This is a genomic window from Bradyrhizobium sp. S3.7.6 (genome assembly GCF_054061875.1).
The window spans coordinates 548,721-573,694 of sequence record NZ_JBSSEQ010000004.1 but is presented as its reverse complement, the minus strand read 5'-3'; the positions used below and the strand labels follow the sequence as shown (position 1 = coordinate 573,694).

Genomic DNA, 24,974 nt, shown 5'->3' with positions numbered 1-24,974 from the left:
GAAAACAACTGGTGTTGCGACGACCGTTTGAATCCGCCCAATACGTCTCCATTAAGTACACCGAGCGCCTGGCTGAGGCTGGCGTCGAGCCTTCTGTCGGCAGCGTCGGAGATTCCTTTGACAATGCTCTCGCCGAAACCATCAACGGTCTCTACAAGGCCGAGGTGATCCATCGGCGCGGGCCATGGCGCAGCTTCGAGGCCGTCGAGTTCGCCACTCTCGAATGGGTCGACTGGTTCAACAACCGGCGGCTCCTGGAGCCCATCGGAAACATCCCGCCGGCCGAAGCCGAGCAACGCTACTACGCCATGCTGGAACAATCGGCCATGGCGGCATAACTTAAACCAAATGGCCTCCGGCAAACCCGGCGCGGTTCAGACTGTTCATTTGCGGGCATATCGGCACTCCGATGGGTTGGAACCGAAGGCATTCCGCAACCGGAGGGCGAGCGCAAGGGGCTTCGCCTTCAACGAGCAGTGGATTGACACCATTGATCCTTTGACCCGCCCCGACTCAGGCGCCCTTCCTACCCAGCGCAATTCTGGATCAGGGCCTCGCAAGAGCCTGAAGGCCGTACTCGCGCCATTCTTTCACCAACGACGCAATAGGTGGGACCGACGAGCGGCAAAGCTCTGTCAGCTTGTCGCTGAGGCGCCCCACCAACAGGATTAGATCCCGCATCTCGCCGTATTTGATCGATTTCCAGTTCTTGCGATCGAGAAGATGGACCACTCCGAAGTTGCGGAAGTGAATGAGCGTGGAATGGATGCCCCAATCGATCTCTTGATAGATCGAAAGAAAATCAGCAACCATCTGCGTTGGTGACGAGCCGAACATCGATTGAAACTCTTCGTACTCGCCGAAGACCTTCTGAATGAGAGCGCGTTGCGTCTCAGGCTCTTTAAGTCGCTTGTAGACGCCTTGGAAGCTCACGGTCTTTTCATCGCTGTCAAGCAGGATGCATGTCCGAACCACGGCCATCATGAGCGTGCCGTCCTGAAAACCTAGCGCGGCCTGGTGCCATTCTTGGGGATACTTAGCGTTGCCTTGTGCGTGTCTGATGGCCTCACTCGCTCCCTCGCCAAGCCCAAAGGACATTGAGGCCAATGTAGCGATCGAAGATAACCGCGGAGCAGCCTGGATTATGAACTCGGCATCGGCCGCCGTTTGATCGCTCGTCACCTAGTGTGTCCAATAATAGAGAGCCCAGCCAGCAAGTGCGAACCATTCAATGCGGTGGCTTTAAGTACGCCACAATTGCAACCACGGCCTGAGCAATTGCCCCCAGTGCAGATAGGCCTGCTGCAACTGCCGCCCAGATAGTTGCCCATTTCATTGCGTTGTCACGGCGTTGCTCGGCGACGGCCTTTTGTTGATCAGTCCATGCTAACCATTCTTGAGCGAAACCGACCGTGAAAGCCGATTCAGTTCCGATCGGAATAGCGGCGCCTGATCCAATCCGCCCGTCGAGGTTAGCTAATTTGCCTCGGACGTTCTCTGGTCCGGTGCGCTCTAGTATTTTGACCCACGCAGACGCGGCGCCCACGGTGGGAGGCCGGAACAGCTATAGTCAAATTGGTTTGTCGGCTTAGGTTGCACGCGACTTTTTCTCCCGAATCGGGAGTGAATTCTAAACCAAATCAGTGATGGAATGTCCGTGGGTGTCAGAACCCGGACCAGAGCTATAGCCGCATCATGCCTGGTCCGCATACCGTCCCGATTGGCGTTGGGAGGATCGCGGCCGAATGCAAGCGCGTTAGGACCCGCCCCGACTCAGGCCGCGCTGGTTCGCGGCAGGCTTTTCGCTATTGTGGCTCGCTCGGCTTATCTCGTTCATGGCTTTCGGCTTCGGCGGCCGCGCACGCGTCCATGCCATGGCACTTGCTTAGATAATACTGGGCACTCGCGGCGATCGAGCAAACTATCATCACGGAAACCAGCAGGAAGATCACCCACCGTCGGTTCGACATGACTATGCCTTCTGGGGAAAGAGGTGGAGTTAACTCAATCCTTCGGCTTCGCCTTCAGTCGAGCCTCGCGCTCGAGCCGTTCGGCTTTTAGGCGCTTGAGATTTTCTTGAAACTCTGGAGCGGCCTGACTGTCCGCTATGGTCTGTCTCGACCCCACCGGGTTGAGGGCCCTTCGATCGGCATCGTCCGCAACCTATTGCTTGGCGGACCGCGTGGGCTTGATCATTTGCTTTTTGCCTTCTGGCCGATATCCACCAACAATCGTGGCCTCCGTTAGTTCATTTTCGATTTGGCCGGTCGCGTCGGATGTTTTGGAATTCCTCGGGCCCTTTGACGAGCCGTCGCTTGCGGCTGACCTGGTCATCCGGACTGGCCTTGGCGTCTTTGAGCTTGTCGATCGTGTTACCTGCCATCTCCCGAGCTCTGTCTGATGAGGCTTTGGCCGTGGGCGTAACCGCGCTGGCGCGAGCGGATTTGCCCAAGCCAAGCTCGACGAGGCGGCGGATTGCTTCGGAGCGAGGAGGTTCGTCCCTCTGTTCCTTCGCCCAGGCGTCGATGGCTGCAACCGTACCCTCAGGCCAACGCGTGCCAATCTGAACGCCTTGACCGGTAGCAGGTCTGCCTCGTCTTTTTTTGGTACCATTTTTTCTCGTGGGCTTCATTTAATTCTGGTACCAGAAAAACAGGCCGAGGGGAAGCAGCAACTTCCGCCTCGACCCTAACCTCGATCACAGAAGGGTATTCAATATGACCGAAGCTGACAGCGTGCATAGCACGCCACCCTTAAACTCGCCCTCAATTCCGGACGGCAATCCCACGCTGGAGCCGCGAGCGGAGTCCGTGGATTCGTTTTCGCCCGTCACCACTGAAGGTCAGCGGGAAACCGGAAAACGCACCAGCGAGTCCCGCAGGCCCGTTACGAGCCAATCCAACGTCGTCACGTTCCCGGGCAACCGTCCCGCGACCAACGTCCGCGAACTGCGCAACCCCTTGTTCCAATTTCCGACCGAGGATGTCGTCGAGCCGACGCTCCGCGATGCGCGGCGGCAATGTAGGCGTCAATCCGAGTCGCAGACTGAGACCGGCAAGAATGCCAAGCTCCGCCGGCAGCGGCGTGAGGCGTGGTGACAATCCGAGCGGCGGGTGGAATACTGGAAGGCCTGCATGAAGATGCACAGTGCCCACCCGTAGCGCCCAACTTGCCGGCTTGCCCGAGGGGGGGCAACCATCAAAGGGCCGAGAATTGGCATTGGCATCCGATTATCGACAGCTATCGAAAGGCGATCGCCGAGCTATTGCTAACCCCGGCTTCCACGCTCTTGAACGTGGCTTGGAAGCAAAAGGCGCTCGCGGCTGAAGAGCATAAATACACCGACCTATCGTCCGAACGAGTCGAGGCCGCCATCGCCCGGGATCTTAAATTCTTTGCAGACCACCCGACCCGTCGTAAGCGCAAGGAACGCTCAGCATGAAGCGCGGCGCGGAGCCGACAGGAAGCGCGACCGGCAGCGGCTGACGGCTCATGCGAGGAGGCGAAGGAAACAGAGTTAGGACAAATACGCCGCCGGGCTCAAATACATTGTCCCGGCGGCGGTGTTCATTCCAGCCCCGAGATGGGATAGCAAAAATCCCGGATACAGATAGGTACGCACAGAACCTGCGAAGGTTTCAGTTTGTGGGGATGCCAATTCAAAGGCCGCCGGGTCACGCTCGCGAGGCTATCACGTCGTACTAAAACGCCACGCCTTTGACGGTCATTGGTCCCTCTCCGGCCTTGGGAGTCAGACTTGCGATTGATAGCCGCCGCCCTTGCACCAGCCATTTCATTTGCCGTCCCGACCGCGGTCCAGCGCCGCGTGGGGAGGCGGGGACTGGCACTAGGGAAATAACCGTTCCGCCGTTGGAACCGCTCCACCGCAATATCGTTTCCCCAAAAACATTGGAGGAACATCATGATTTCCAAATATCTCGCAATAGCCTTCCTGGCCACCGCGTCGATGACCGGCGCGGCGGCGGCTCAAACAGCTACAAACCAAGCGGCCTCGGCAACCAGTGCTACCACGCACAAGGAGGGTGAATGGCGCGCTTCCAAGCTCGCCGGCATCGATGTGTACAATGAAGCAAACGAGAAGATCGGCGACATCCACGACGTGATTGTGGATAGGTCAGGCAGGGTGGCCAATGTCATTCTGGGTGTGGGCGGCGTTCTCGGCCTGGGCGAGCATTACGTGGCGGTCGCCTTCGATAAGCTGAAGTGGGTTGACCAGCCGGTGACCTCGACAACTGCGTCAACCACGTCCCCACAGGGGAATGCGCCTGCAACTACTTCCGCTCCAGACAGCACCACGCGAACCACCACCGGTGCCGCAACTACCACCACTACAACCATCACAACCAGCGCCAGTGCGCGTTGGTATCCCGATCACGCGGTGTATAACGCCACCAAGGACGAATTGAAGGCAATGCCGGAGTTTAAGTACTAACTTTGGTGCGGGAATGCGCCTGATACGGCTACTGATCGCCCGTTACTGAGAAAGGGCCCGCCGGTTCACGCTGGCGGGCCGTTCTGGCCGGGCTCGTGCGTTTATGGGCGCCGATAGTTCCCGAGTGCGCCCAAGAGGATGATCAAAATTGCCCAGACTTGGTCTGCCACAAGTGTTAACAACCTTTATCACCGTCCGGCTCATGGCTTCTATCGGTGACGAGAACGCCAGTTGCGCTCCCGCCCATCCGAACAGGGAGCACCCATGTTCAAGCAATCATCGATATTTCAATACCGCTTAGAGGACGAGGCAATTGACTTGCGCAAGCAGGCTGAGGGTATGCCTCATGGCATTCGACGCGACGAACTTCTACGGATGGCCAGCCGGATCGATAACTCGGTTACCGTCACTAAGTGGCTGGATTCACCCGGTCTGCGCGCTCCGACATAAGCCTCCCAGCGCAGAGAGGCCGCCTCAGTGATTGCAAGCCGTGAGTTGCCCCGATCGAAGTTGGGTCGGACGTCGGCACCTCGGCTCCCGCACCCTGACAGACGAACTGTGGCTCGAGATCGGAGAGCCTTACGCTGTCAGGCCAAAGGTCGGCGTCCAGAGCGATGTGATGGCCACAATGGCAATAGACCAAGACGCCGCGCACGCCCATCTCGCGCATCTCGCCGAAGGTGATCTTGAGCGGTCGACCGTCAGCGTGCGTGGGCGTGGCGGCGGGCAGGGCGAGGCATGCCGCGATCAAAGCGGGCAGGCCCTCGCCTTTCCGGTAAGACGGGCATAGTCCTTGGGGCAGGGGCTCTCGCGAGTCAGGTAAAAGTACTCTTAGACGGGTCGAGGCGCTTCATCACGCTGCATGCTCGCTATGTCGAGTTGACTGGAAGTTCGTCGTCCTAGTTAGGCTCTGGAAAATCTACGGGTACTCAGCAGTCGATTCCGCTGGGGGCGTGCGTTGTAACTGGTTGTGTGATAACAAGGCTCAATCGAAAATTGTGATTGGAGGCCACATGATTTCTGCCGCCCAATGCAGAGACATTGCTAAGCAGTACAAGATACTTTCGTCAGTCCCCAACATTTCTGAAGATCGAGCTTTTTTATTGAGGAACATCGCGAGGACTTTTGCCGGTGCAGCTGGTCAACTGGATAGACTTGAAGCTCTAACAAGGGGCGAGCAGGCCCCGATGCAAGTAGGCAAAGCAGGCAAACGCTGACTTATCGCGTCCGCCGGTTCACAGGGCAGCTGAACAAGACGAAGGCCGCAGCGAGAACATCGCTGCGGCCCGCGCGTGGTCAAAAAGAAACCGGGTGAGAACATTTAAGTGAAATATGCAGCCAGCCCCGGCCAAGGGATTTTAAATCGGGCTCTATGGGCAGCGCGAGTCTTTTATAGAGTTGGAGAACTCCAAAATCCGGAGTTCCTTAACGTACGATAGGCGGCTGAAGGAAGGCCCGCCGGGGCTGGCTGAGCTGGCGGGCCCTCGCCTCAAGCACGAGACCGTGCATTCTCCCCACAGGGCCCGTCCCAAAAGCCAGACTGCAGGTGTTTACTTAACGAACAGCTAAGAACCGGCCCCAGAAACCTTCTCGGGTATGCAGCATTTTCGAGTCGCTTCTGGCCTATCTGCAATCCCCGTAGGTCGGAAGCTATGTGACAGCGCAGCCCCAGCTTGCCAATGGCTGGGGTCGTGGCTCACTTCGAGAGTGCAAACCGCGGCTTGCCGCTTTCGCGAAATCTGGCCGAACCTCCGCACCGCGCTGGCCGCAAGCACCCGTAGTCCGCGCAATAGACCAGGATGCCGCGCAATCCCATCTCGCGCATCTTACCGAAGGTGATCTTTTGAGGCCGCATGCCTGCATCAAAGCGGCGCGCGAGGCGATCGGCGGCGTAGGAGCCGGTCAGCGTGCCCAGCGACACGAAGATGACGCTGGAGGGATGCCGTCCGAGCAGCAGGAAGCCGCCGAGCAGCAGCGCGAAGGTGAGGCCGATGATCGTGCCGGCAGGGAGCACGAGGAAGCGATATTGCATGTACCTCGCAAATTATCGGTTCCTAGCGTCCCGCGACGCGCTCGAGCTACTCCCGGTCGTGGCTGTGGAAAAGGTGTCGCTTTAGTCTGCCTATCGTCGGAATCGCTTAGGTTGCCTACGGCGACGGAATCCAGCCGGGACTGGACAGTTGCACCCGAGGGCGGCGCGGCTTAGATCCCGCGTGCTCTCGGGCAAGAGATGTGATGTGGGGATTCAGCCACAGCAGCAGAGATTAAGACTTTGACTGGGGAACGTCCGGACGGTGCCCGGCTTATGTTCCGCGGTCACGGTCTCTGTCCACAAGACAAGAGACTGTCCGGTGGCCCCAGCATCATCATGCCCCCCGGCTCGACGCTGGGGCCGCCACGGAATACGAGGCGCCGATTGGATGAGACTTGGAGAGTTGTGTTCGCGCTTAGTGCGACGGCTATTGTCGCCGCCGGCTCCTTCTTTGCCATCCGGTTTATCGTCGGATTTAACCTCTGATCAGCGTGCCACGATGGCAACCCGCTAATCGCTACGCTCGAAGTCGAGTCGAATCGCGGCTAAGCCGCTGAGCCGACTCCGCTTTAGCCTGAAATGACGCAAAACGAATCGCGACTAAGGCCCGCCGGTCACGCTGGCGGAGGGGGACTGAGGAACGGTCCAGCCCGCCAGCCGTTGGATCGACTTCGGGCTGGTTCTGCGGTTAGGCCCGAAGCATCGTGGGAAGATAATCCTCGGCCTCAGGGAGTCTCTGCTTCCTGGGGCCGCTTTTTATGCCCCTAGACGTTACCGTGAATTGGCTCAGCTTCTTTAGGAACGACCTGCTTTCCTCTCTGTTTCCGCTTTTTCCCGGTCGAGCGCGGGGTGGCGTAAATGGCATTAGAGCGGATCGGCGAGGAAGCGCCGGAAGCATCAACGAAGGACAGATACACGGACATAGCCATCGGCCTAACTTTCGGGTGCAGTATCCTTATTGTTATGGCGGCCTGGCTGTACATTTTGGGGTGCCTGCTTGTGCGGGCGATAGTTTGGGCTATGTCCTAGCAAGCGCCGCCTTGCGGTAGTTCTCGGCAACTCCCAGAAGCGCAGCTCGACTGGGCTCGTGCTGAACGATCTCTGCCCATTCGCGGCAGATCTGCTGCGTCTGATAATGGCTCCGGACCCGAGATTGCGGGGGCCCGACCACAGTTCGCGTCCGATGATCCCCAGCATCATGCCGAGTACGATCCCGAGGAGCGCGGTCGAAGTTTCGCTCCCGTGTGCATGGCGTGTGCACAAAGGAATTTGAGGACGAGGTTGGTGGGTAAGCGCTGTTTCGGTCCCACCTTCCATTGAAGGCGTCGAGCGAGGAATGATCGATCTCTGATTGGAGATCGGCTTGTGTCTAAGCTTGAACATATGCTTGAGCCCAGGACCTCGGTTCGTCTGGTCGAGGTCATCACGGAGAGCGGCCGACGCCGGCAGTTCTCGGCCGACGACAAGGCGCGGTTCGTCGAGGAGACGCTGGCCCCGGGAGCCGTGGTATCGGAGGTCGCGCGGCGGCACGGATTGTCGCCGCAACAGCTGTTTACGTGGCGCCGGCAAATGCGACAGCCGGTTGCGATCCCTGTGGCTCCCGAGCCGCAGACGTTCGTGCCCGCTGTCGTTACCCCATCGTCCACGCCGCCGGAGCGCTCACCGCGGCAGCGCCGACGCCTCCGGAAGGCGCTCGAGGGCGCCGAGAACAGCAGCATCATCGAGCTCGAGATCAACGGCGTCGCGGTCCGGGTCGGCCGCGGCGCGGATGCCGCGACGATTGCGGCCGTGATCCATGCGCTGAAGACCTGCACGTGATCGGTCCGACGGGCGCGGTGCGGGTGATGGTGGCGACCAGGCCGGTCGACTTCCGCAAGGGTGCCGAAGGGCTCGCGGCCCTGGTGCGTGAGAGCATCCAGGCCGATCCGTTCTCCGGCGCCGTGTATGTGTTCCGCGCCAAGCGCGCCGACCGGGTAAAGCTGATCTATTGGGACGGCACGGGTGTGTGCCTGTTCGCCAAGCGGCTTGAGACCGGTTCGTTCTGCTGGCCCAACGTGCAGGACGGCGTCATTCGCCTGACCGCGGCGCAGCTGTCAGCCTTGCTCGAAGGACTAGACTGGAAGCGCGTCCACGCCGCGCGCGAGACACCGTCGCCGATCCAAGCGAGTTGAACTGCGGCACAGTGAATCAGTATGCATGTCGCGCTCGCGGGATGCCGCGACGCATGGTGTAATCGCATCATGGCGACGACGGCCGACACGCTTCCGGACGATCCCGGCACGCTCAAGGCGATGCTGCTGGCCGAACGGGCGCGCGCCGCGCGGCTCGAGCAGATCATCAAGGAGTTGCAGCGTCATCGCTTCGGCCGCCGGGCCGAGACGCTGCCGGAGGACCAGTTGCTGCTCGGCCTGGAGGAGGTCGAGCAGGTCGAGGCGAGCAGTGATGCGGCGACCGATGCAGCCAATGCTGCCGAGCGATCGAGCCGAGCCGCACGGCGCCGCAGGAACAGAGGAGCGTTGCCGGCGCATCTGCCGCGGGTCGAGATGCTGGTCGACCTCGACGATCACGCCTGCCCGTGCTGTCAGCAGGCGCTGCACCGGATCGGCGAGGATGTGAGCGAACGACTGGATATCGTCCCGGCCCAGTTCCGGGTCCTAGTCGTAAGGCGGCCGAAGTATGCCTGCCGGGCCTGCGAGACCATGGTACAGGCACCGGCGCCAGCGCGGCTGATCGAGGGCGGGCTACCGACCGAAGCCACCGTGGCGCAGGTACTCGTCGCCAAATATGCCGACCATCTGCCGCTGTATCGGCAGGCTCAAATTTACGCCCGCCAGGGCCTCGAGCTGGATCGCTCGACCCTGGCCGATTGGGTCGGGCGGGCAGCCTTCCTGTTGCGGCCGGTGCATGAGCGACTGCTCGCGAGGCTGAAGCAGTCGCCAAAACTGTTTGCCGACGAGACCACCGCCCCGGTGCTCGATCCCGGACGCGGCCGCACCAAGACCGGCCAGCTCTGGGCCTATGCCCGCGACGACCGGCCCTGGGGCGGCACGGACCCGCCCGCCGTCGCCTATGTCTACGCTCCCGATCGCAAGGCCGAACGGCCGATCGTCCACCTCGCGGGTTTTGCCGGCATCCTCCAGGTCGACGGCTATGCCGGCTATCGGGTCATGGCCGAGCGCGGTGACGTAGAACTGGCGTTCTGCTGGTCCCATGTGCGCCGGCGCTTCTACGAACTCGCCGCGGCCGGTCCCGCACCGATCGCCAGCGAGGCACTCGAACGTATCGCCGGGCTCTACGTCATCGAAGCCGAGATCCGCGGCCGCACCGCCGACGAGCGTCGCGCCGTCCGCCAAGAGAAGAGCCGGCCGATCGCCGACGAGTTCGAACCCTGGATGCGCGCCAAGCTTGGTCTGATTAGCCAGAAGACCAAACTCGCGGAGGCCGTCCGATATGCGCTGTCGCGTTGGGACGGGCTGACGCGCTTCATTGCCGACGGCCGCGTCGAGATCGATTCCAACGTCGTCGAGCGCGCTATCCGCCCAATCGCGCTCAACCGCAAGAACGCCCTGTTCGCTGGCTCGGACGGCGGCGGCGAACACTGGGCCGTCATCGCCTCACTGATCGAAACCTGCAAGCTCATCGGCGTCGAACCCCACGCCTATCTCGCCGACGTCATCACCCGCATCGTCAACGACCACCCGAACAGCCAGATCGACGAACTGCTACCCTGGGCCTATCTCGCTACCCAAGAACGCTGGCGCGTGGCCTGAGAACATCGCTTACGTTGGTGGTGACTATTCGGCTATAAGTCTTTGATTTGGCTTGGTGAGCGCGCTGGGGCTCGAACCCAGGACCCCGTGATTAAAAGTTTTAATTGACCTATTTTTATAGCCATTCCTGACGTTGGATGAAGCTCAATAAACCTCTGTAAATCCAACGTAATCCAACCGATGCCCACTTGATTTTTTCTCGCCAATAGCGAGATTGCTGGCTATATAGTGGCTATAAATTGGGGTGGGCATGGCAAGCGTCAAGATCACGACCGACAACGTGGCGGCACTGATGAGGTCGGCAATCCCGAGCAAGACCGCGTATTATTTCGACGACGACCTAGCTGGCTTTGGCCTGTATCGAACCACGACCGGGACCGGGACCTACTTCGCGGAATTCCGGCCTGTTGCAGGCGGCTCCAAGAAGCGCCTGAAACTCGGACGCGTTGGTGTCCTGAAGGCGAACGAGGCTCGCGAGGCGGCCCGCAAGGCCATCGCTAACGCCACGCTTGGGACCGACCTCGCGAAGTCCCGCGCCGACGAGCGGGCTGGAGTGACGGTGGCTGAGCTGATGAAATTATACATCGCGCGCACACGCGATAAGCGCAAGGCCTCGACTGCAGACAGCTATCAGGGAATTGCCGACGTCAACATCATTCCGCACATCGGCACACACAAGGCCGCTACGGTAGCCCTTAGCGACGTGCAGCGCATGCATAGCAAGCTCGGCGCGGCCCGCGGGGAGTATGCGGCAAACCGTGCGGTGGCTGTTCTCAAGGCCGCTTACGCCTGGGGTGGCAGGCACGGCCCACCGAAGTCGAGGGGCGCGACCTACGTACCTAAGGGCATCAATCCAGCATCAGGTATTGACCGCTATGAAGAGCACGCGCGCGACAGGCCGCTAACTGCTGCCGAACTGCTTGCCATCGGCAATGCCATGATAGAGGCGGAGACCATCGGCCTGCCCGTGGACGCCGGCACGGCGAAGCACGCGCCGAGGGGGCAGAGGGTTGTCATGTCACCCTACGTCACTGCCGCGATCCGCTTGCTGATGCTGACCGGCGCTCGCCTGCGGGAGATACTTCATTTGCGGTGGGATGAGATCGACCTCGTGCATGGGGTACTTCGGCTGCCGGATTCCAAGACCGGCAAAAAGATCATCTTTTTGCCGACCGCCGCTACCGACATCATCAACGGCCTAACAAGACTGGGCGCATTCGTTATCGCGGGAGAATCTGCCGGTGCGAAGTACGAAAGGCCTCGCTCCGATTTAAAGAAGCCGTGGGCCTCGATCCTTAAGCATGCTGGCGTGAGTGGAGTCAGAATCCACGATCTAAGGCATGCGTTCGGCGCGGCCGGCGTCGGTGAGCAAATGGGCCTCCCCGTCATCGGCGCGCTGCTCGGGCACCGCAACGCCTCGACCACGAAACGCTATGCCAATGCGGCTGACGACGTTCGTAGGCGCGCAGTTGAGCAGATCGGCGGGAAGATCGCTGCCGCGTTGGGAGGCGGGTGATGGCGCCGCCGGACGATGATGGTTTCGATCCGGTAGGAGAAGCGCTGTCGCGATCGCCCATTCGCGTTGACGACTCCACCACCCCGGAATCGCTAGAGCTTGAATTGCAGGAACGTCTTGACGCGCTGCTTGCACATCACAACGGGTTGGAGCCAACCCTTGAGGGCTGGCGCGATTTAGCCTTGGCCTTGGCGCTTCGATATGAGCCGGCCTTCCAGATCGAGACGCCGGTTGATCGCGACAGTATGGGCGGTCGCCCGGCGGGTTGGGCGGGGTTTACCATCCGCTCAGCTACGAAGGCCGAACTGCGAAGGGGCGCCAAGAGCCAGCGCGCGGCGGCTAAGGTGGTGGCGGAGAGGTTCGGCCTGTCGCTGAGCCGAGTTCAGAACATAATGTCAGACCCGCCGTCGCCCCCTGATGTACTCCGGCGGCGCAAGTATGAACTGGTGGTCGAGAAGGCCTGTGGCATGGCCGCCAAGAAAGTGTCCCGAGAATAGGGGAGTTTTATCGGGACACCGCGATGCGTAGTTTGCCTCCATGGCAATCCAATGGAGGCAACCGTGGCGAACATCAGGACGGCGGAGGCGGCCAAGTATCTCGGCCTCAGCAAGAGTTTTCTCGACAAGGCCCGCATCTACGGCGGCGGCCCGGCCTTCATGAAGTTCGGGACCGCGGTGGTTTATTCGACCGACGACCTCGACGCCTGGGCGGTTTCGCGCAAGGTCGCGAACGACAACACCAAGGCAGGCGAGGTGGCGGCGTGAGCGAGACGGCAATCAGCACACCAAGCATCAGCGAACTGCGCGCTCGGGCTGCTGGCCTTGGCTATTCCAAGATCGACAAGCACGGCGACGAATATTGGCTCATCGGTGCAGACGGTGAGCGCTGCTGCGTCGTGGGGCTGGATGGTGTTGCGAGCCACCTTGATGACGTGGAGGCAATCCGGGGCGGCGCGGTCAGGGTGGTCACCACGGCCTGCGGCACGCCCACGTATGCGCATGATAAGGACGGCGAGGTGCCGCTTGATGATCCGTGGGTGGTGGAGGCGCTCGGCGCTGAGGGCGGGACCGAGAAGCCCGATTTCGACGCGATGAGCGATGAGGATCTGGCGCGACATGATCAGCGTATAGGCAACGTTGGCATGAACGCCGACCAACACAAGCGGCTGGAACGTGCCTATGCGTCACTTCGCAAGAAGGCGGAAGGTGCAGAGATATTTTCTCCATCGCGCCGCCGCCCTGCGAAGGAGACATTATCTAGCCAGGCAATCGACGACATCCACATCCCTCCAGGCCGCCGTGCGCTGGACGAGAACACCGTAGTCAACTTGATGCGGTCGATTGAACGCCTCGGATTACAGTCACCGCCGTCCATCCGCTTCGCAACCGTGATGATTGACGCCGAGGAGTGTGACGGTTGGCCGGTTCTCGTCGCCGGCCGCCACCGACTTGAGGCAATGCGCCGCCTCGGACATATGTGGATCACATGCATCGCGCTCAACATCAGCGACGTTGACGCCGAGCTTACCGAGATATCCGAGAACCTACATCGCGCAGAACTGACCGTCCTCCAGCGAGACGAGCAGATCGCTCGTTGGATCGAGTTGACCACCATCAAGCCCGATATCTCGGATGACGATGCTAAACCTGCGCAAGCTGCACAGGTTTCTGGCGGTCGCGGCAAGAAGGGCGGCCTCAGCGAGGCGTCTCGCGAACTTGGCATTGAGCGCACCGATGCTATCCGCGCCGCCAAGGTCGCGGCGCTCTCGCCAGAGGCTAAGGCCGCTGCCGTAGACGCCGGTCTCGATGATAACAGGTCGGCGCTCCTAGAGGCGGCTAAGCAGACTGAGCCGGAGAAACAGGTAGAGGTGATCCGGGAGTTGTTTGAGGCCAGGGCGGTGAGGGCCGCAGCCAGCGCAAGCCGCGCCTTGGACAAGCTGGCGTCGCGAGAGCGAGACAAGGCGGAGTGCGTACATCTCTATAGGAATGTACAGGATGCTGAGGCGGCGGCGGATCGAGGCAAGCTGGCCGACGACGAGGACGTTGGTCAAGCAAACCTCCGCAACATCCTGCTCATGAACATCGCGGCGGCGATCCAGGCGGCATCATATCAGGGACCGGTAGATGACGAGCTTGTCGCCAAATGCGGTCGCGTCGCGTCTGCCTGGCTTGATCTCGCGGATGAACTGCGAACGCGCCTTACCGGCGAAGACCAGCAGCAAGCGGCCTAAAGCTCGATCGGCCCTTCTGCCGAGAGCATCGCCCAATAGGGCAACCCCATAGAGGGGACCCCCGTGAAAATCCTAAACATCCGCCCGGCACCGCCTGGCTCAACGACGATTGCGCACGTCGACATCGAATTAATCGACGGCGTCAAACTTTACGGGCTTCGCATCTCGCGGGCCGATGACGGCGCGTATCGCGCATTCGGCCAGAACTCCGAGCGCGGACGAACCTGCGCATTCTCACGCGATATCGTCGCGCAGATCGCCGAAGCAACTCTTTCAGAACTCTCATTGACGGGCCATAGCACACATGACCGCACTCGCCCTTAACAACGACGACACCAACGACATCGCCGACCTTCGCCGCAAACTGATTGAGAACGGCTATCCGCACATTCCCGTTCTCGATAAAGGCCCGCGCATTCCAGGCTGGGCGAAGAAGCGCATTACCGCCGGTCAGGTGGACGGATATCTTCGCCAATACCCGGACCACACCCGAACTGGCATCCTCTGCGGCAACGATCTAGTTGCAATCGACATCGATACTCCGTCGGAGGCAGTCAGCGAAAAGCTGATTGAACGGATGACCGAGATTGTGCCGGTGGCTGCGCGGGCGCCGCGCCGTACTGATAAGGCGCCGAAATGCTTATTTCTGTTTCGTGCCACTGAGCCCGGCGACAAGAGCGTCACGCCGGAGTTCATGATCGAGGGCGCTAAGCACCAGGTCGAGGTTCTGCGCGACGGCCAACAGTTTGTTGCGATGTGAGGTCAGACGAGTTGCCCGCCATAACCAACAGTGAGATCGCCGCGTTTCTTTCCGAGGCCGAAACTATTCTCGCTGGCCTTGGCGAGCGGGTGAAGGAGAAGCCTAAGACGAAGCGCGCGTCGGCTGGAGATTCGTTCTGGCAGCAGGTCAACACCGCGGCTATTGCGTCGCCAGACCGATGGGTGAAAACGCTATTTCCTGGCGCACAGTACCAACCTGGCACGGGAGCGTGGCGAGTTTCCAGCCAAGAGCTTGGCCGGAAACTTGAGGAGGATATCTCAATCCATCCCGAAGGGATTCAAGACTTCGGCCGCGAACATGGTGCCACGCCCATTGAACTCGTGAAGGAGTTTGGTGGTGCGCCCACCACCAAGGATGCCGCATTCTGGCTATGCGAACAGGTTGGCGTCGATCCCGCCGATCTTGGATGGCAGCGGCGCCAGGCTGTCGCGATCATCACTGGCCCAGTCGCGCTGCCGACGCCCGCCAACGATGACACCAGATCGCCTGCGAACCGTCGTCATGACGAGGACCCTTTCACGCCTGAAGCGTGCGGTGGTCTCATGGCAGACATCTCACAGTGGATTCTCGATACGTCTCGGCGCAAGTCACCCGAGTTTGCGGTCATGTCGGCAATCGCCTTCATGTCAGTGTTCTATGGGCGGCGCGTTATTGGCCCGACCACTTGTGGGGTGAACCTCTATCTCGCCGGCATCGCCGGTCCGGGGTTCGGTAAAGAGGCGCCGCTGCAGCGGTTGGTGAAGTTGCTGCAGGAGACCGATATGGCGTTCCTCGTGGGAGCCGGTGAAGTATCCAGCGCCAGTGCGATCGAGAAAATCCTCCGTCGTAAGCCCGTCGTCATAATGCCTTGGGACGAAGTTGGTGACGTTCTGGAGTCGATCAACGCAAAAGGAAATGGGAACTGGGCGTCGACAATTCGCAAAGCTATGTTGGAGCTATACTCGAAATCGACCGGTGTCTGGTTCGGCAAGGAAACCATGGATGACGATCGGATCGGGGCGCCGATCCATTGCCCGTCGTTGACAGTCATCGGCACGTCGACACCAACACGATTTTACGGTGGTTTGTCGGATAAAAACCTGTCGGACGGCTTCGCCGCCCGCATGGTCTTTATTGCCCCAACCAAGCGACCGGAGCGCGGCAATCCTCGCGACGGCGGGCTGGTGGTGCCGGAGCCATTGCGGGAGGCGATCAAGGAAGCGCAAAAGAAGTTCCCGTGGCCATCCATGAACTCGCAGGGGAATTGGCGGACGCCCGATGTTCAGCCCCATCTGTACGAAGTCCCGTGGGCTGATGAGGCGGCCGAAGCCGCGTGGTTGGCAATCGAAGATTGGCAGGAATCTGAAATCGAGCGTGACGAAACCAGGGATGGTCTCGTTGGACGATTGGCAGAGAACGCAATCCGGTTGGCCACTTTACGCGCGCTCAGCCGCAGCCCCTCGCGGCCTTCAGTCAGTGTCGAGGATGTGCGGTGGGCACACGCGATCATGTTGGCCTCCGTCCGGTCGCTCGATGATGGCGTCGACAAGTATATGTCTAGCAGCCAGTTTGAGCAGCTCTGCCAGGCCATTCTGTCTTCGCTCCGCTCCAGTCGCGGCGGCTCTATGTATCGAGCTGAATTGCTGAAGCGCCGCGGCATCAGTGGCTCAGATACCAGGACGTTTGATGCTGCGATCCTCCGGCTTCAGGAAACCCGCCAGATCGAGAAGACGGACGGCAAGCGGTTCGTTCTCTCACCCGCCAGTGGTGGGTGAGGGACTTGCAGAATTCTTGCAGAAGAACGGCAATTGCAACGAGGTGGTACTGGAAATTGTGCCACGGTGTTGCAAATGGCAAGAGTTTGGCGAGTGGTGTGGTAGGTCTAAGTATATGATATATATAAATATTATCTATTCACTTGCAGAATTGCAGCATTTGCAATCACTCCCGCTTTTTTCGGATCACTCCGAGAATCCCTATGGGTTGCAAATCTGCAAGTCGGTCTCGGAGGATGGGGTGTGATGATCGATCCAGACACAATTGAAGATGCCGACGAATGCGATGGCGAGTTGCTCCACGCCTACGGGCGCGACACCTCGACTGGCGAGTGGCAATGGCAGTGGGTGCCCGTTGATGTGCTGATCGAGGCAGGTCGCGGCGACTTGGTGCCGTGGTTAGGGTAGGGGGCCATTCCGAAGTTGCCAGCCCACCCCCTTGCCTACCGGCCCCACAGTCAGACGCGCGACGCCGCAGATATGCGGCTTATTTTAGCCCGGTGACACAAACAGAAAACCTGCGGCGTCGCGTCCGCAGGTGCGGCCCGCAAGAGATTATCGGCTTTGAAAAAACGGACACCCCTCCACCGCAGCCCAATCGGCTTAGCGCCGAATAGACCGCTTGCCGGCAAGGCAGGAGGCGAGAGGGATGCTGCTTAGGGGCGGCCGCCCATTGATGCGGCCTTACTTTTCACCCAGCTTCGGTCCACTAGTGAACACAGGCTATCAGCAAGACACTGAATACTAATCGCAGCGAGCGGTAAACGATCGTCCAACTTACAAGCGGTTGTAGGAGGACGAATGGCTGCCATAATTTGCCTCACAGCGTCCACTTGGACAATCTAAAGAAGTGGTGGGGGAAATGGTCCGTACCGGGGCTTCTAAAACTTCGACAATTTGGTCCGCAGAGGACGAAGAACAGCTTTTACAGATGAAGGCAAACGGGGCGTCATTCAAAGACATTGCAGCTGCACTCGGCCGGAGCCAGGCGTCAGTCGAGTCTCGCTTTTCGGTATTGAAAAAGCGCGACTCTAACGAGGCCGTCTGAATTATATGGCCGGTCGCTAGACGAATTGCAGAAGCCTTCTCCTTCCTGATGCGGCAGGAGTCACTCCGGACTTGGACGAGGACAATGTCCTCGATCTGGCTGTTGCGTTTGCCTCTGACACCGAACTGCACAACACGGTACCGGCGTCGGAGCGCCTCCATGTGATGGCTCGTTGGCCCTATGGCCGTGGGGCGGGTCGGTTTTCTTCCACAATCCGCCCGTGGCAACCGGCCGCCCCCGAAAATTCGCGCAGCTGCAATTCAGAATATGAGGGGTAGTAAGAGTATGGACAACCTCCTGAGAGACCAAAGCTAACCAACATCCCACAGCTGATCTTCAACTTGAGACGCGAAATCGATGAGCTCTGAACTGTCGGAAAGTTGATTGCGCGCGCCGACCAGGTGCTTTGAATAACTTGCACGCCATCTCGACTTTCTGCCCCATCCGCATGTGCCGCATGCTCCGTCAAAGTCTGTTGAAGGGGATTTAGCGAACTAGATTTTCGCTCATGGAAAGATCCTGCGCCCGGTTGTGTAGGTCAGTCAGCTGGTCGCCAACAGCATCTTAGTTGCTTGCACGTACGCTGTCCGGCTCGATCCACACCCAGCCAGCGAGACCGGCCAGTGCGGCACAACTCGCGGGCACCAGCATTGTCGCATGTAGCGCGCGCTCGAATGCAGCAATCGCTTCCGTGCTAGCGCCGGGCTGCCCTGACATCACGACGTTTAACGCTTCGATGGCTTGCGCATTCGTCGTTCCGGCAAGATGATGCGAAAAATCATCAAAGAACACCGCCCCGAGCGCGGCAATCGCAAGCAATCCAGCTACCCGAGCGACCGCGTTGTTAACGCCCGACGCAATGCCGGCGTGGGCTTTACCGGCGGCGCCCATCACGGTTGACGTCAGCGGCGGAACCGTGATTGCCATCCCCGCGCCCAGCAAGAGCATCGACGGAAAAACGCCGACCCAGTAAGATTGTTGCCTGAGATCGATAAACGCGAGCATCGCTAGCCCGCAGGACGCAACGACGGGCCCAACAGTCAGCAGTAGGCGCGCTCCCAAACGGTCAGCAATCGCTCCAGCGAACAATGACCCGAATCCCATTATCAGGGCAGAAGGCAGCAACGCCGCGCCGGCTTGTGTCGCCGAGTAGCTACCAAGGCGGATCAAGCCGAACGGCAGATAAAAGAGCGCGCCTCCGAGCGCGAAGTAGAGCAACAGCGTCAATACATTCGTTGCTGCAAAATTGCGTGATCGATAGAGCGACAACGGCATCATCGCCTGCTTTTGGAGATGAGCTTCGATTGCGACGAATGATGTTAGGAAAGCGCTTCCTACTCCCAGGGCGGCCAGCACTGTTTTGTGCTGAAATCCCGCCGCTGGGATGGCGCTCAAACCCCATGTAATCGCAGCAAGGCCAAGCGCCACAGAGGCGGCACCGCCCCAGTCGAGCTGGTTCGCCCTGGGATCTTTGCTTTCGCAGCCGAAACGAAGCGCAAGCCCAGCTGCGGCAATGGCGAGCGGGACATTGAGGAGGAAGATCGCCCGCCAGGATACCTGATCGACCAACCAGCCTCCCAACAACGGACCCGCTGCCATCATCAATGCTGCTGCGCCCGCCCATATCCCGATTGCCTGACTCCGCTCTTGCTCGCCGAAGGTTGCCCCTAGCATCGCCAAGCTAGCCGGCACCAACAGTGCGGCCCCCAAACCTTGAACGGCGCGGCTGACGACAAGCACCACATTGTTCGGTGAGAGCCCGCATGCGATCGAGGCGACGATGAATACCGCAACGCCCAGAACAAAAACTCGACGTCGGCCATAAAGATCTGCCGCCGAGCCACCGATAAGCACAAACGCGCCGAGCAAGAGCAGGTAGGCGTTGACAATCCACTGCGTCGCGGTCGCATCAGCATGCAGCGCCTGCTGGATTGCCGGTAACGCGACGTTCACTACTGAGCCGTCGAGCAACGCCATGCTAGACCCGATTATCGTGGCGATCAGCGTCAACCACTTGCGTCTCTGTGATAAGGCTGCACCAAAAGCCGGTGTCGTCTTGATAACACCGGCGTCGCAGGGCGCTCGTATGAATCCAACCATTGGACGCTCGAGAAGGAGGTTATCGCCGGCTAGCGTGCACTTGGCGTAGACTATCCGCACCTGTTGGTCGTTGCCGCCATGTCTGACAAACAACCCACTCAGTTCAGCTCTTAAATGTCGCCTTTTAGCACTGAGCTGAACAACGCTAAAGCCGTTGCAACGCCCGCTCTCGGCGGCAGAGCCTGTCAAATAGATGCACCCCTGCTGACCAGTTCCTGACATGTACCGGTGGACGTTCACACCGACGGTTGACACCGTCCAAAGGCACCACCTTGATGTAGGCCCGGTAGAGGGCGGCCGATCATGACCGGTCGCCTTGATTTCGTGCGCGGTGTCCATGTTGAGAACCACCTTCCAGGCGGGGCTCGTCGGCCCTCTAACATCATGTGCGCGTCTCGCGTATCGCTGAGAGGCAGGACTGCACCTACGCATGTATTCACTTCGCCACTATCAATGAGTCTCGGCGATTACGCGCCGCCGCTCTGTGGTCACATCCTCCCTGGGCGACGCTCGACGTCGCCGCCCACTCTGATCATGCCTAGCCCCGTGCACTTGGCTTGGCATCTCCAGCCTTGCAGAGAGACCTCAGGGTTTTCGCGTCGGATCGTCGGCCGGCTTTTCGTATACTGTATCGGTTGGCCCGGTACCCGTGAGCATGACGATCACGGGCTCATTGCCGGTCATCGCGAAATGCGGCTCGTTCGCGGGCTCGGTATAGACCGAGCCGACGGGCAACGTCTTTAGCTTGGTCTTATCAAATTCAGAGCCATAGCCGAAGTGCCAGGTGCCCTGAAGCACGGTTCCGACACGATCTCCGGCATGATGGTGCGCCGGGATTTGCGCTCCTGGACCGACCTTGAGTAGCTGGGTGTAGATCCCCGGTTTGGAGGCATCGCCCAGGATAGTGACCACCTCGACCTTGGCATTGCCGGATCCACCCGCACCGCCGGTCGCCGGCGTAGCCGATAGCTCCGCTGGTGTCTTTGCGTAATCGGGAAGCTTGACGCCGGCGTTCTCAGCTGACGCGGCCGTCGCAGCCAGTGCAATCGCCACGCTGGCCATGAATTGCGAGATCTTCATTACTTATCCTTTCTACTCTGGTTGAAGCGAGATGTGGACTCGTGCTGTTGCTCATCCTCTTCCGGCATGTTGGGCTTTCGTCTTCCTATTTTGGCGCGTCATCTGGAAGCTGAAGAAATTCGAGCGTGACCCCGTCGGGTCCTCTCACGTAGATCAGGCGAAGTCCCTTCCGTTCGCCGGCCTCAACGGTCTGGACCTCGCCCACCGGCCGCCATCCAAAGCTTGCGATCCGTGCAAGGAGCGCATCGATGTTCTCGACGTAAAAGGCCAAATGGACGGAGCCGACGTCCGACGATCTCGGCCTATAGGTAGGCCGGTCAGGGGGCGAGGTATATTCTAGCAACTCGATGCTGTGGCCCGGTCCCTCGACCATCGCGAGCCGCGTTGCCGCGCCCGGCACACCGACCAGCTGCTCAATGAACGGTCCGGTTTCGAACGTCCAGGTGTAGAGGTGACGGAAGCCCATCACATCGACCCAGAATCTCAGCGACTCGTCCAGCGACGAGACCGTGAATCCAGTATGGTCTATGCTCTTTATCCTGAACGCCTGGCCGCCCGCCGACAGGTCGGCCATGGATGCACCGATTGTCTGGCTGCTGTTCATGGCGATCAGCCATCATATTTCGGCCAGAACTCCTTTAACTGGCTGACGACAAACTCCGGATTCTCCTCGAAGACCCAGTGTCCGCACTGTTCGATGACGCCGCCCTGCACGCTGTTGGCGATCGCCTTGGCGCATTCGAAGCAGTGATCGCCGAACGATCGCCGGCCACCCCACGACAGCATCGGCACGGTAAGCTTGCTGCGGGTCAACTCCTTCGTCTGTTCGGCCATCTGCGGAATGTAGCCATAGTGATTGAGACTCGCGCGAAGATTGCCCGGCTGCCGCATCTGCATGACGTAGAACCGGACTTCGTCCTCGGACACCGCATTCGGGTTGTAGGCGAAGTCGCGGAAGAAATGCCGCAGATACTGCTCTTCGCGTCCCTCAATCAGGAACCTCGTGATATCCATGTTCATGTGCATGCCGAGGTGCCAGTAGGGCACACGCGGATCCACGTATCCGGGGTGGCTTAGTCCGAAGAACGGGGTTTCGATCGTGGCGAGCGACAAGGCTCGGTCTGAGGCCAGATACGCCAATGCCACGGACGGCGGGCCGCCCAGATCGTGACTGAGAATGTGAAATCGCTTCACGTTCTCCGCATTCAAGAGCCCGATCATATCTTCGGCGATGGTCTTCGGCTCATAGCCCTCATTCGGCTTGTCGCTGTCACCGTAGCCGCGAAGATCCGGCGCGATGAACGAATATCTGTCACCAAGCCGCTCGATGATCGGAAGGAACTCGCGGTGGTTCTGCGGCCAGCCATGCATGCAAAGCACAACCGGGCCGTGGCCCGCCGTGACGTAGTGAAGCGTGACACCATTGGTCTTGGCGCGCTTGTGCGCCAACTCGACCGGGCCGCTGCCGGATTTCTGCATTGTCGAACCTCGTTGCTGGATTTGCTCAGAGCGCGAACTACTTGGCTTTCGCATTGGTGATTGCCGGTTGCGGATGGAGCGCGAACGCCGCGATCAGCAATGCGCCGGCCGCCATCGCGATTGATGCGTAGGGCGTAGCCAGCAGGCCTGCGTCCCTCAATAGCAGTCCCCCCAGGAAGGACCCGCTCGAGATCCCGAGATTGAAGGCTGCGATGTTGAGACCTGACGCCGTTGCGAGCGCATTGGGCGCGACCTGCTCAGCCGTGGCGACGACGCCAGCTTGCATGACAGGCGGGATGGCGAATGCAAACACGCCCCACACGGTGATTGCCGCGAAGATGGCGGCCTCGTTGTGGACGGCCACCGGAATCAGGGCAAAGGAGACAATCAGCCCGCACAGCAGCAGCAACATCGCCTTGCGGGTGCCGAGAGCGTCGCTGAGCATGCCACCCGAAAGATTTCCAACAACCGTCGCTGCGCCAAAGAGCAGCAGCGCGATGTTGACTGTCTCCTTCCGCACGCCAGTGACATTGGTCAGCAACGGCGACAGGAAGGTGAAGACCACAAACGTGCTGCCGAATCCGATTGCCGTCAGCAGGTACATGGTTGCGAGCCGCCGATTGCCGAGGAGGCTCAATTGCGTGAGGAACGGCGCGGGGGGCTGATAGTGGATCTCGTGCGGCAACAGCCAGATCAGACCGATCACGGCTACGGTGCCCATGCCGGCGACGACGAAAAAGGGCGTCCGCCAGTTGAATAATTGACCGATCCAAGACCCCAGTGGCACGCCGATGACCATCGCAATCGTCAATCCTCCCATCATCACGGCAATGGCGCCACCGGATCGTGACCTTGACACCAGGGAGGTGGCACACGCCGCTCCGACACCGAAGAAGACGCCGTGAGCGACCGCCATCACGATGCGCGACAAGAGCAACGTGCCGTAGCCAGGAGCAAGTGCCGCAGACAGATTGCAAGCCGTGAACACCACCATGAGTGCAATTGCCAGCTCGCGCCGCGCAAGCGAGCCCGTCAATGCGGAGAAAATCGGCGTACCAAGCGTGATCGACAGGGCATAAAGGCTGACCAGGAGCCCGGCACTCGGGAGTGACACGCTCAGATCGGCCGCGATCCCCGGAATAAGACCCACAACGACGAATTCCGTGGTGCCGATAGCAAAGGTTGCAACGGCAAGAGCATAGAGAGCAAGAGGCATGACGCTTGTCCTCATGCGAGTGCGCGATGCCGGAAGCTTCCGACGGTACGGCAACACTCATTCACGAACGCGATCGCATCTGGCGAACGCTGTGAACCCACCGGCGCTGCCTTCAAGCTGACCCGCGCTAGTGTTGAATTGGCATTCCAAAAGACAGCACCCCGATTCTAGTCGACCCTCGTCGGAAGTCTTTCGGAATCGCACTCAATCCGGAGATTGGAGTCGCATCGCATCAGGATCGCGCATCACGGCTCGTTGCCTTACTTGCCCTGGATAAAAAATGGCCTGTTGAGGTTGCTCCTCCATGATGAAGTGTCCAGCATTTGTTATGACAGCGCCCTTGACGTTGCTCGCCACAGCAGGAGAGCTGGGACGTCGCCAACCTGTTCGTCATGGGTGCCACGGCCTTCCCGCAGAACCCCGGGTATAATCCCACGGATACTGTGGCCGCGCTGGCCTATTGGGTGGCAGACGCGATCGTAAACCGCTACCTGAAGAGTCCCGGCCCACTCGTGCAGATTTGACAGCCAGCACCGCTGAAGTATCGGCATAAGAATGCGCAATCTGATGACACTTGCGCTCGCGGCGGATCGGCCTAGCTGCGGCGCGCGCGGCGGAAGACAACCAGGGGTTCGAGAAGATCGAGCGGGGGTGGTATCTAGCGGTGCTCGGCGATTGCGTCGGCTGCCACACAGCGCCGGGTGGTAAGCCTTTTGCTGGCGGCGCTGCGCTGGAGACGCCTTTCGGGAAGGTGGTCGGTCCAATTATTACTCCCGATGTTGGGACCGGGATCGGTGACTGGACCGAATCGGATCTTTGGCGAGCGATGCACGAGGGGATCGGCAGGGATGGGGTTCGCCTGTATTCGGCAATGCCGTATCCTGCCTATACGAAGGTCACCCGCGAGGACCTCTCGGCCATCTGGGCCTTTCTGCGCACCCTCGAACCGGTGCACAACGAGGTTCGGACCAACCAGCTTGTGTTTCCGTTCAATGTCCGCCGGCCAGCAACATCCGCCTGGGATTTGATCAATTTCAAACCCGGCTGTTCCGATCCGGCAAAGTCGAATGTGTGGAACCGGGGGGCCTATCTGGTCGAAGGACTTGCCATTGCGGTACCTGTTATACGCCTAAGAGTCTCACGGGTGGTGAACGGGGTGGAGAAGCCCTGCAGGGGGCATTGTTGCAGGATTGGTTTGCGCGAGATCTGACACCGCGGATTCTCGTACGGGCATCGGGGATTGGTCTACGGAAGACATCGTCCGCTATCTCAAAACCGGTGCCAACGCTTTCGACCTTGCATCCGTCCCGTCAATTGCATCCGTCGCGTCAATGAACGCGTCGAAGTGTCCGGACTTTGGACTTTTCGCAACCTTCCCGCGTAGCCTTGCCCGCCGCCTTCCCGCGCCCGTAGTCTCCGCGCGGCCCTTGGCGCGCTGGCTAGGCGCGGTCAGAGATTAGGAACATAGCCCGGTTGACAAGCTTCTCCACGTTAGGGGTACAGATTGCGGAGTTC

21 protein-coding genes and 4 pseudogenes are annotated in these 24,974 nt (G+C 60.0%); 16 read left to right on the top strand and 9 right to left on the bottom strand.

Annotated features, from left to right (window positions below; genetic code table 11):
- Positions 1-35: 35 nt before the first annotated feature.
- A pseudogene (locus ACVJ5M_RS48515) lies at positions 36-338 on the top strand (integrase core domain-containing protein); the annotation flags it as partial.
- A gap of 208 nt (positions 339-546) precedes the next feature.
- Here the strand turns inward: ACVJ5M_RS48515 and ACVJ5M_RS48510 are convergent.
- Positions 547-1,182, bottom strand: coding sequence for a hypothetical protein (locus ACVJ5M_RS48510; protein WP_162479088.1), 636 nt, complete (start codon positions 1,180-1,182; stop codon positions 547-549).
- 1,066 nt (positions 1,183-2,248) lie between these two features.
- Positions 2,249-2,632: a hypothetical protein gene (locus tag ACVJ5M_RS48505; protein WP_063979746.1), complete on the bottom strand. Its 384-nt coding sequence runs from the start codon at positions 2,630-2,632 to the stop codon at positions 2,249-2,251.
- Between the two features lie 85 nt (positions 2,633-2,717).
- Here ACVJ5M_RS48505 and ACVJ5M_RS48500 point away from each other — a divergent pair, with 85 nt between their 5' ends.
- Complete coding sequence (locus ACVJ5M_RS48500) at positions 2,718-3,098, top strand: hypothetical protein (RefSeq protein ID WP_187387665.1); 381 nt, start codon at positions 2,718-2,720, stop codon at positions 3,096-3,098.
- 824 nt (positions 3,099-3,922) lie between these two features.
- Positions 3,923-4,453, top strand: coding sequence for a PRC-barrel domain-containing protein (locus ACVJ5M_RS48495; RefSeq protein ID WP_063979749.1), 531 nt, complete (start codon positions 3,923-3,925; stop codon positions 4,451-4,453).
- Positions 4,454-4,956: 503 nt separating this feature from the next.
- Here ACVJ5M_RS48495 and ACVJ5M_RS48490 read toward each other — a convergent pair.
- Positions 4,957-5,193, bottom strand: a pseudogene (locus tag ACVJ5M_RS48490) (hypothetical protein); the annotation flags it as partial.
- A gap of 1,130 nt (positions 5,194-6,323) precedes the next feature.
- Positions 6,324-6,473, bottom strand: a pseudogene (locus ACVJ5M_RS48485) (branched-chain amino acid ABC transporter permease); the annotation flags it as partial.
- Between the two features lie 1,377 nt (positions 6,474-7,850).
- Between ACVJ5M_RS48485 and tnpA the strand changes: the two are divergent.
- The 11 genes from tnpA (at position 7,851) to ACVJ5M_RS48430 (ending at position 16,944) form a co-directional block, all read left to right on the top strand.
- Positions 7,851-8,303, top strand: coding sequence for an IS66-like element accessory protein TnpA (tnpA, locus tag ACVJ5M_RS48480; RefSeq protein ID WP_144030647.1), 453 nt, complete (start codon positions 7,851-7,853; stop codon positions 8,301-8,303).
- Positions 8,300-8,656, top strand: a complete 357-nt coding sequence (tnpB, locus tag ACVJ5M_RS48475) for an IS66 family insertion sequence element accessory protein TnpB (RefSeq protein ID WP_007606730.1) — start codon at positions 8,300-8,302, stop codon at positions 8,654-8,656. Before tnpA ends, tnpB begins: the two co-directional genes overlap by 4 nt.
- Positions 8,657-8,725: 69 nt before the next feature.
- Positions 8,726-10,255 carry an IS66 family transposase gene (gene tnpC / locus ACVJ5M_RS48470; protein WP_354132706.1) on the top strand — a complete coding sequence of 510 codons (1,530 nt, stop codon included), beginning with the start codon at positions 8,726-8,728 and terminating at the stop codon, positions 10,253-10,255.
- Positions 10,256-10,505: 250 nt separating this feature from the next.
- Positions 10,506-11,771, top strand: a complete 1,266-nt coding sequence (locus tag ACVJ5M_RS48465) for a tyrosine-type recombinase/integrase (RefSeq protein WP_354100564.1) — start codon at positions 10,506-10,508, stop codon at positions 11,769-11,771.
- Entirely contained in the window at positions 11,771-12,268 is a 498-nt protein-coding gene (locus ACVJ5M_RS48460; protein WP_354100563.1) for a hypothetical protein, read from the top strand. The genes ACVJ5M_RS48465 and ACVJ5M_RS48460 overlap by 1 nt, the downstream gene beginning before the upstream one ends.
- A 63-nt stretch (positions 12,269-12,331) precedes the next feature.
- Entirely contained in the window at positions 12,332-12,535 is a 204-nt protein-coding gene (locus tag ACVJ5M_RS48455) for a helix-turn-helix transcriptional regulator (protein WP_354100562.1), read from the top strand.
- Positions 12,532-14,001, top strand: a complete 1,470-nt coding sequence (locus ACVJ5M_RS48450; protein ID WP_354100561.1) for a ParB/RepB/Spo0J family partition protein — start codon at positions 12,532-12,534, stop codon at positions 13,999-14,001. The genes ACVJ5M_RS48455 and ACVJ5M_RS48450 overlap by 4 nt, the downstream gene beginning before the upstream one ends.
- A gap of 63 nt (positions 14,002-14,064) precedes the next feature.
- Positions 14,065-14,325, top strand: coding sequence for a hypothetical protein (locus ACVJ5M_RS48445; protein ID WP_354100560.1), 261 nt, complete (start codon positions 14,065-14,067; stop codon positions 14,323-14,325).
- On the top strand, positions 14,306-14,761 hold the full coding sequence (locus ACVJ5M_RS48440; RefSeq protein WP_354100559.1) for a bifunctional DNA primase/polymerase: 456 nt from the start codon (positions 14,306-14,308) through the stop codon (positions 14,759-14,761). The genes ACVJ5M_RS48445 and ACVJ5M_RS48440 overlap by 20 nt, the downstream gene beginning before the upstream one ends.
- Positions 14,762-14,772: 11 nt before the next feature.
- Positions 14,773-16,536: a DUF3987 domain-containing protein gene (locus ACVJ5M_RS48435; RefSeq protein WP_354100558.1), complete on the top strand. Its 1,764-nt coding sequence runs from the start codon at positions 14,773-14,775 to the stop codon at positions 16,534-16,536.
- Positions 16,537-16,782: 246 nt separating this feature from the next.
- Positions 16,783-16,944, top strand: coding sequence for a hypothetical protein (locus ACVJ5M_RS48430; protein ID WP_161495836.1), 162 nt, complete (start codon positions 16,783-16,785; stop codon positions 16,942-16,944).
- Positions 16,945-18,148: 1,204 nt separating this feature from the next.
- Here the strand turns inward: ACVJ5M_RS48430 and ACVJ5M_RS48425 are convergent.
- From ACVJ5M_RS48425 to ACVJ5M_RS48405, 5 genes are all read right to left on the bottom strand, one after another.
- Complete coding sequence (locus ACVJ5M_RS48425; protein WP_354100557.1) at positions 18,149-19,684, bottom strand: MFS transporter; 1,536 nt, start codon at positions 19,682-19,684, stop codon at positions 18,149-18,151.
- Positions 19,685-20,269: 585 nt separating this feature from the next.
- Positions 20,270-20,746 carry a cupin domain-containing protein gene (locus ACVJ5M_RS48420; protein ID WP_354098408.1) on the bottom strand — a complete coding sequence of 159 codons (477 nt, stop codon included), beginning with the start codon at positions 20,744-20,746 and terminating at the stop codon, positions 20,270-20,272.
- Positions 20,747-20,849: 103 nt separating this feature from the next.
- The gene (locus tag ACVJ5M_RS48415) at positions 20,850-21,368 is read right to left on the bottom strand and encodes a VOC family protein (protein ID WP_354098407.1); all 519 of its coding nucleotides are present in this window, start codon (positions 21,366-21,368) and stop codon (positions 20,850-20,852) included.
- 5 nt (positions 21,369-21,373) lie between these two features.
- Positions 21,374-22,243, bottom strand: a complete 870-nt coding sequence (locus ACVJ5M_RS48410; protein WP_354098406.1) for an alpha/beta fold hydrolase — start codon at positions 22,241-22,243, stop codon at positions 21,374-21,376.
- Between the two features lie 37 nt (positions 22,244-22,280).
- A complete protein-coding gene (locus ACVJ5M_RS48405) occupies positions 22,281-23,459 on the bottom strand; it encodes an MFS transporter (protein WP_354098405.1) in 1,179 nt (392 codons plus the stop codon).
- A 365-nt stretch (positions 23,460-23,824) separates the two neighbouring features.
- On the opposite strand from ACVJ5M_RS48405, the pseudogene ACVJ5M_RS48400 reads away from it, so the two are divergent.
- Together ACVJ5M_RS48400 and ACVJ5M_RS48395 are read left to right on the top strand one after the other, a co-directional pair.
- Positions 23,825-23,983: pseudogene (locus ACVJ5M_RS48400) on the top strand (GMC oxidoreductase); the annotation flags it as partial.
- A gap of 50 nt (positions 23,984-24,033) precedes the next feature.
- Positions 24,034-24,669 (top strand): c-type cytochrome, encoded by a 636-nt coding sequence (locus tag ACVJ5M_RS48395; protein WP_354098404.1) that lies wholly within the window; start codon positions 24,034-24,036, stop codon positions 24,667-24,669.
- The last annotated feature ends 305 nt before the right edge of the window (positions 24,670-24,974 follow it).

Coding starts and splice junctions, on each gene's coding strand:
- ACVJ5M_RS48505 (WP_063979746.1), bottom strand. CDS start 2,632: ATGAAGCCCACGAGAAAAAATGGTACCAAAAAAAGACGAGGCAGACCT.
- ACVJ5M_RS48500 (WP_187387665.1), top strand. CDS start 2,718: ATGACCGAAGCTGACAGCGTGCATAGCACGCCACCCTTAAACTCGCCC.
- ACVJ5M_RS48495 (WP_063979749.1), top strand. CDS start 3,923: ATGATTTCCAAATATCTCGCAATAGCCTTCCTGGCCACCGCGTCGATG.
- tnpC (WP_354132706.1), top strand. CDS start 8,726: ATGGCGACGACGGCCGACACGCTTCCGGACGATCCCGGCACGCTCAAG.
- ACVJ5M_RS48465 (WP_354100564.1), top strand. CDS start 10,506: ATGGCAAGCGTCAAGATCACGACCGACAACGTGGCGGCACTGATGAGG.
- ACVJ5M_RS48460 (WP_354100563.1), top strand. CDS start 11,771: ATGGCGCCGCCGGACGATGATGGTTTCGATCCGGTAGGAGAAGCGCTG.
- ACVJ5M_RS48440 (WP_354100559.1), top strand. CDS start 14,306: ATGACCGCACTCGCCCTTAACAACGACGACACCAACGACATCGCCGAC.
- ACVJ5M_RS48430 (WP_161495836.1), top strand. CDS start 16,783: ATGATCGATCCAGACACAATTGAAGATGCCGACGAATGCGATGGCGAG.
- ACVJ5M_RS48425 (WP_354100557.1), bottom strand. CDS start 19,684: ATGGTTGGATTCATACGAGCGCCCTGCGACGCCGGTGTTATCAAGACG.
- ACVJ5M_RS48420 (WP_354098408.1), bottom strand. CDS start 20,746: ATGGCCAGCGTGGCGATTGCACTGGCTGCGACGGCCGCGTCAGCTGAG.
- ACVJ5M_RS48415 (WP_354098407.1), bottom strand. CDS start 21,368: ATGAACAGCAGCCAGACAATCGGTGCATCCATGGCCGACCTGTCGGCG.
- ACVJ5M_RS48410 (WP_354098406.1), bottom strand. CDS start 22,243: ATGCAGAAATCCGGCAGCGGCCCGGTCGAGTTGGCGCACAAGCGCGCC.
- ACVJ5M_RS48405 (WP_354098405.1), bottom strand. CDS start 23,459: ATGCCTCTTGCTCTCTATGCTCTTGCCGTTGCAACCTTTGCTATCGGC.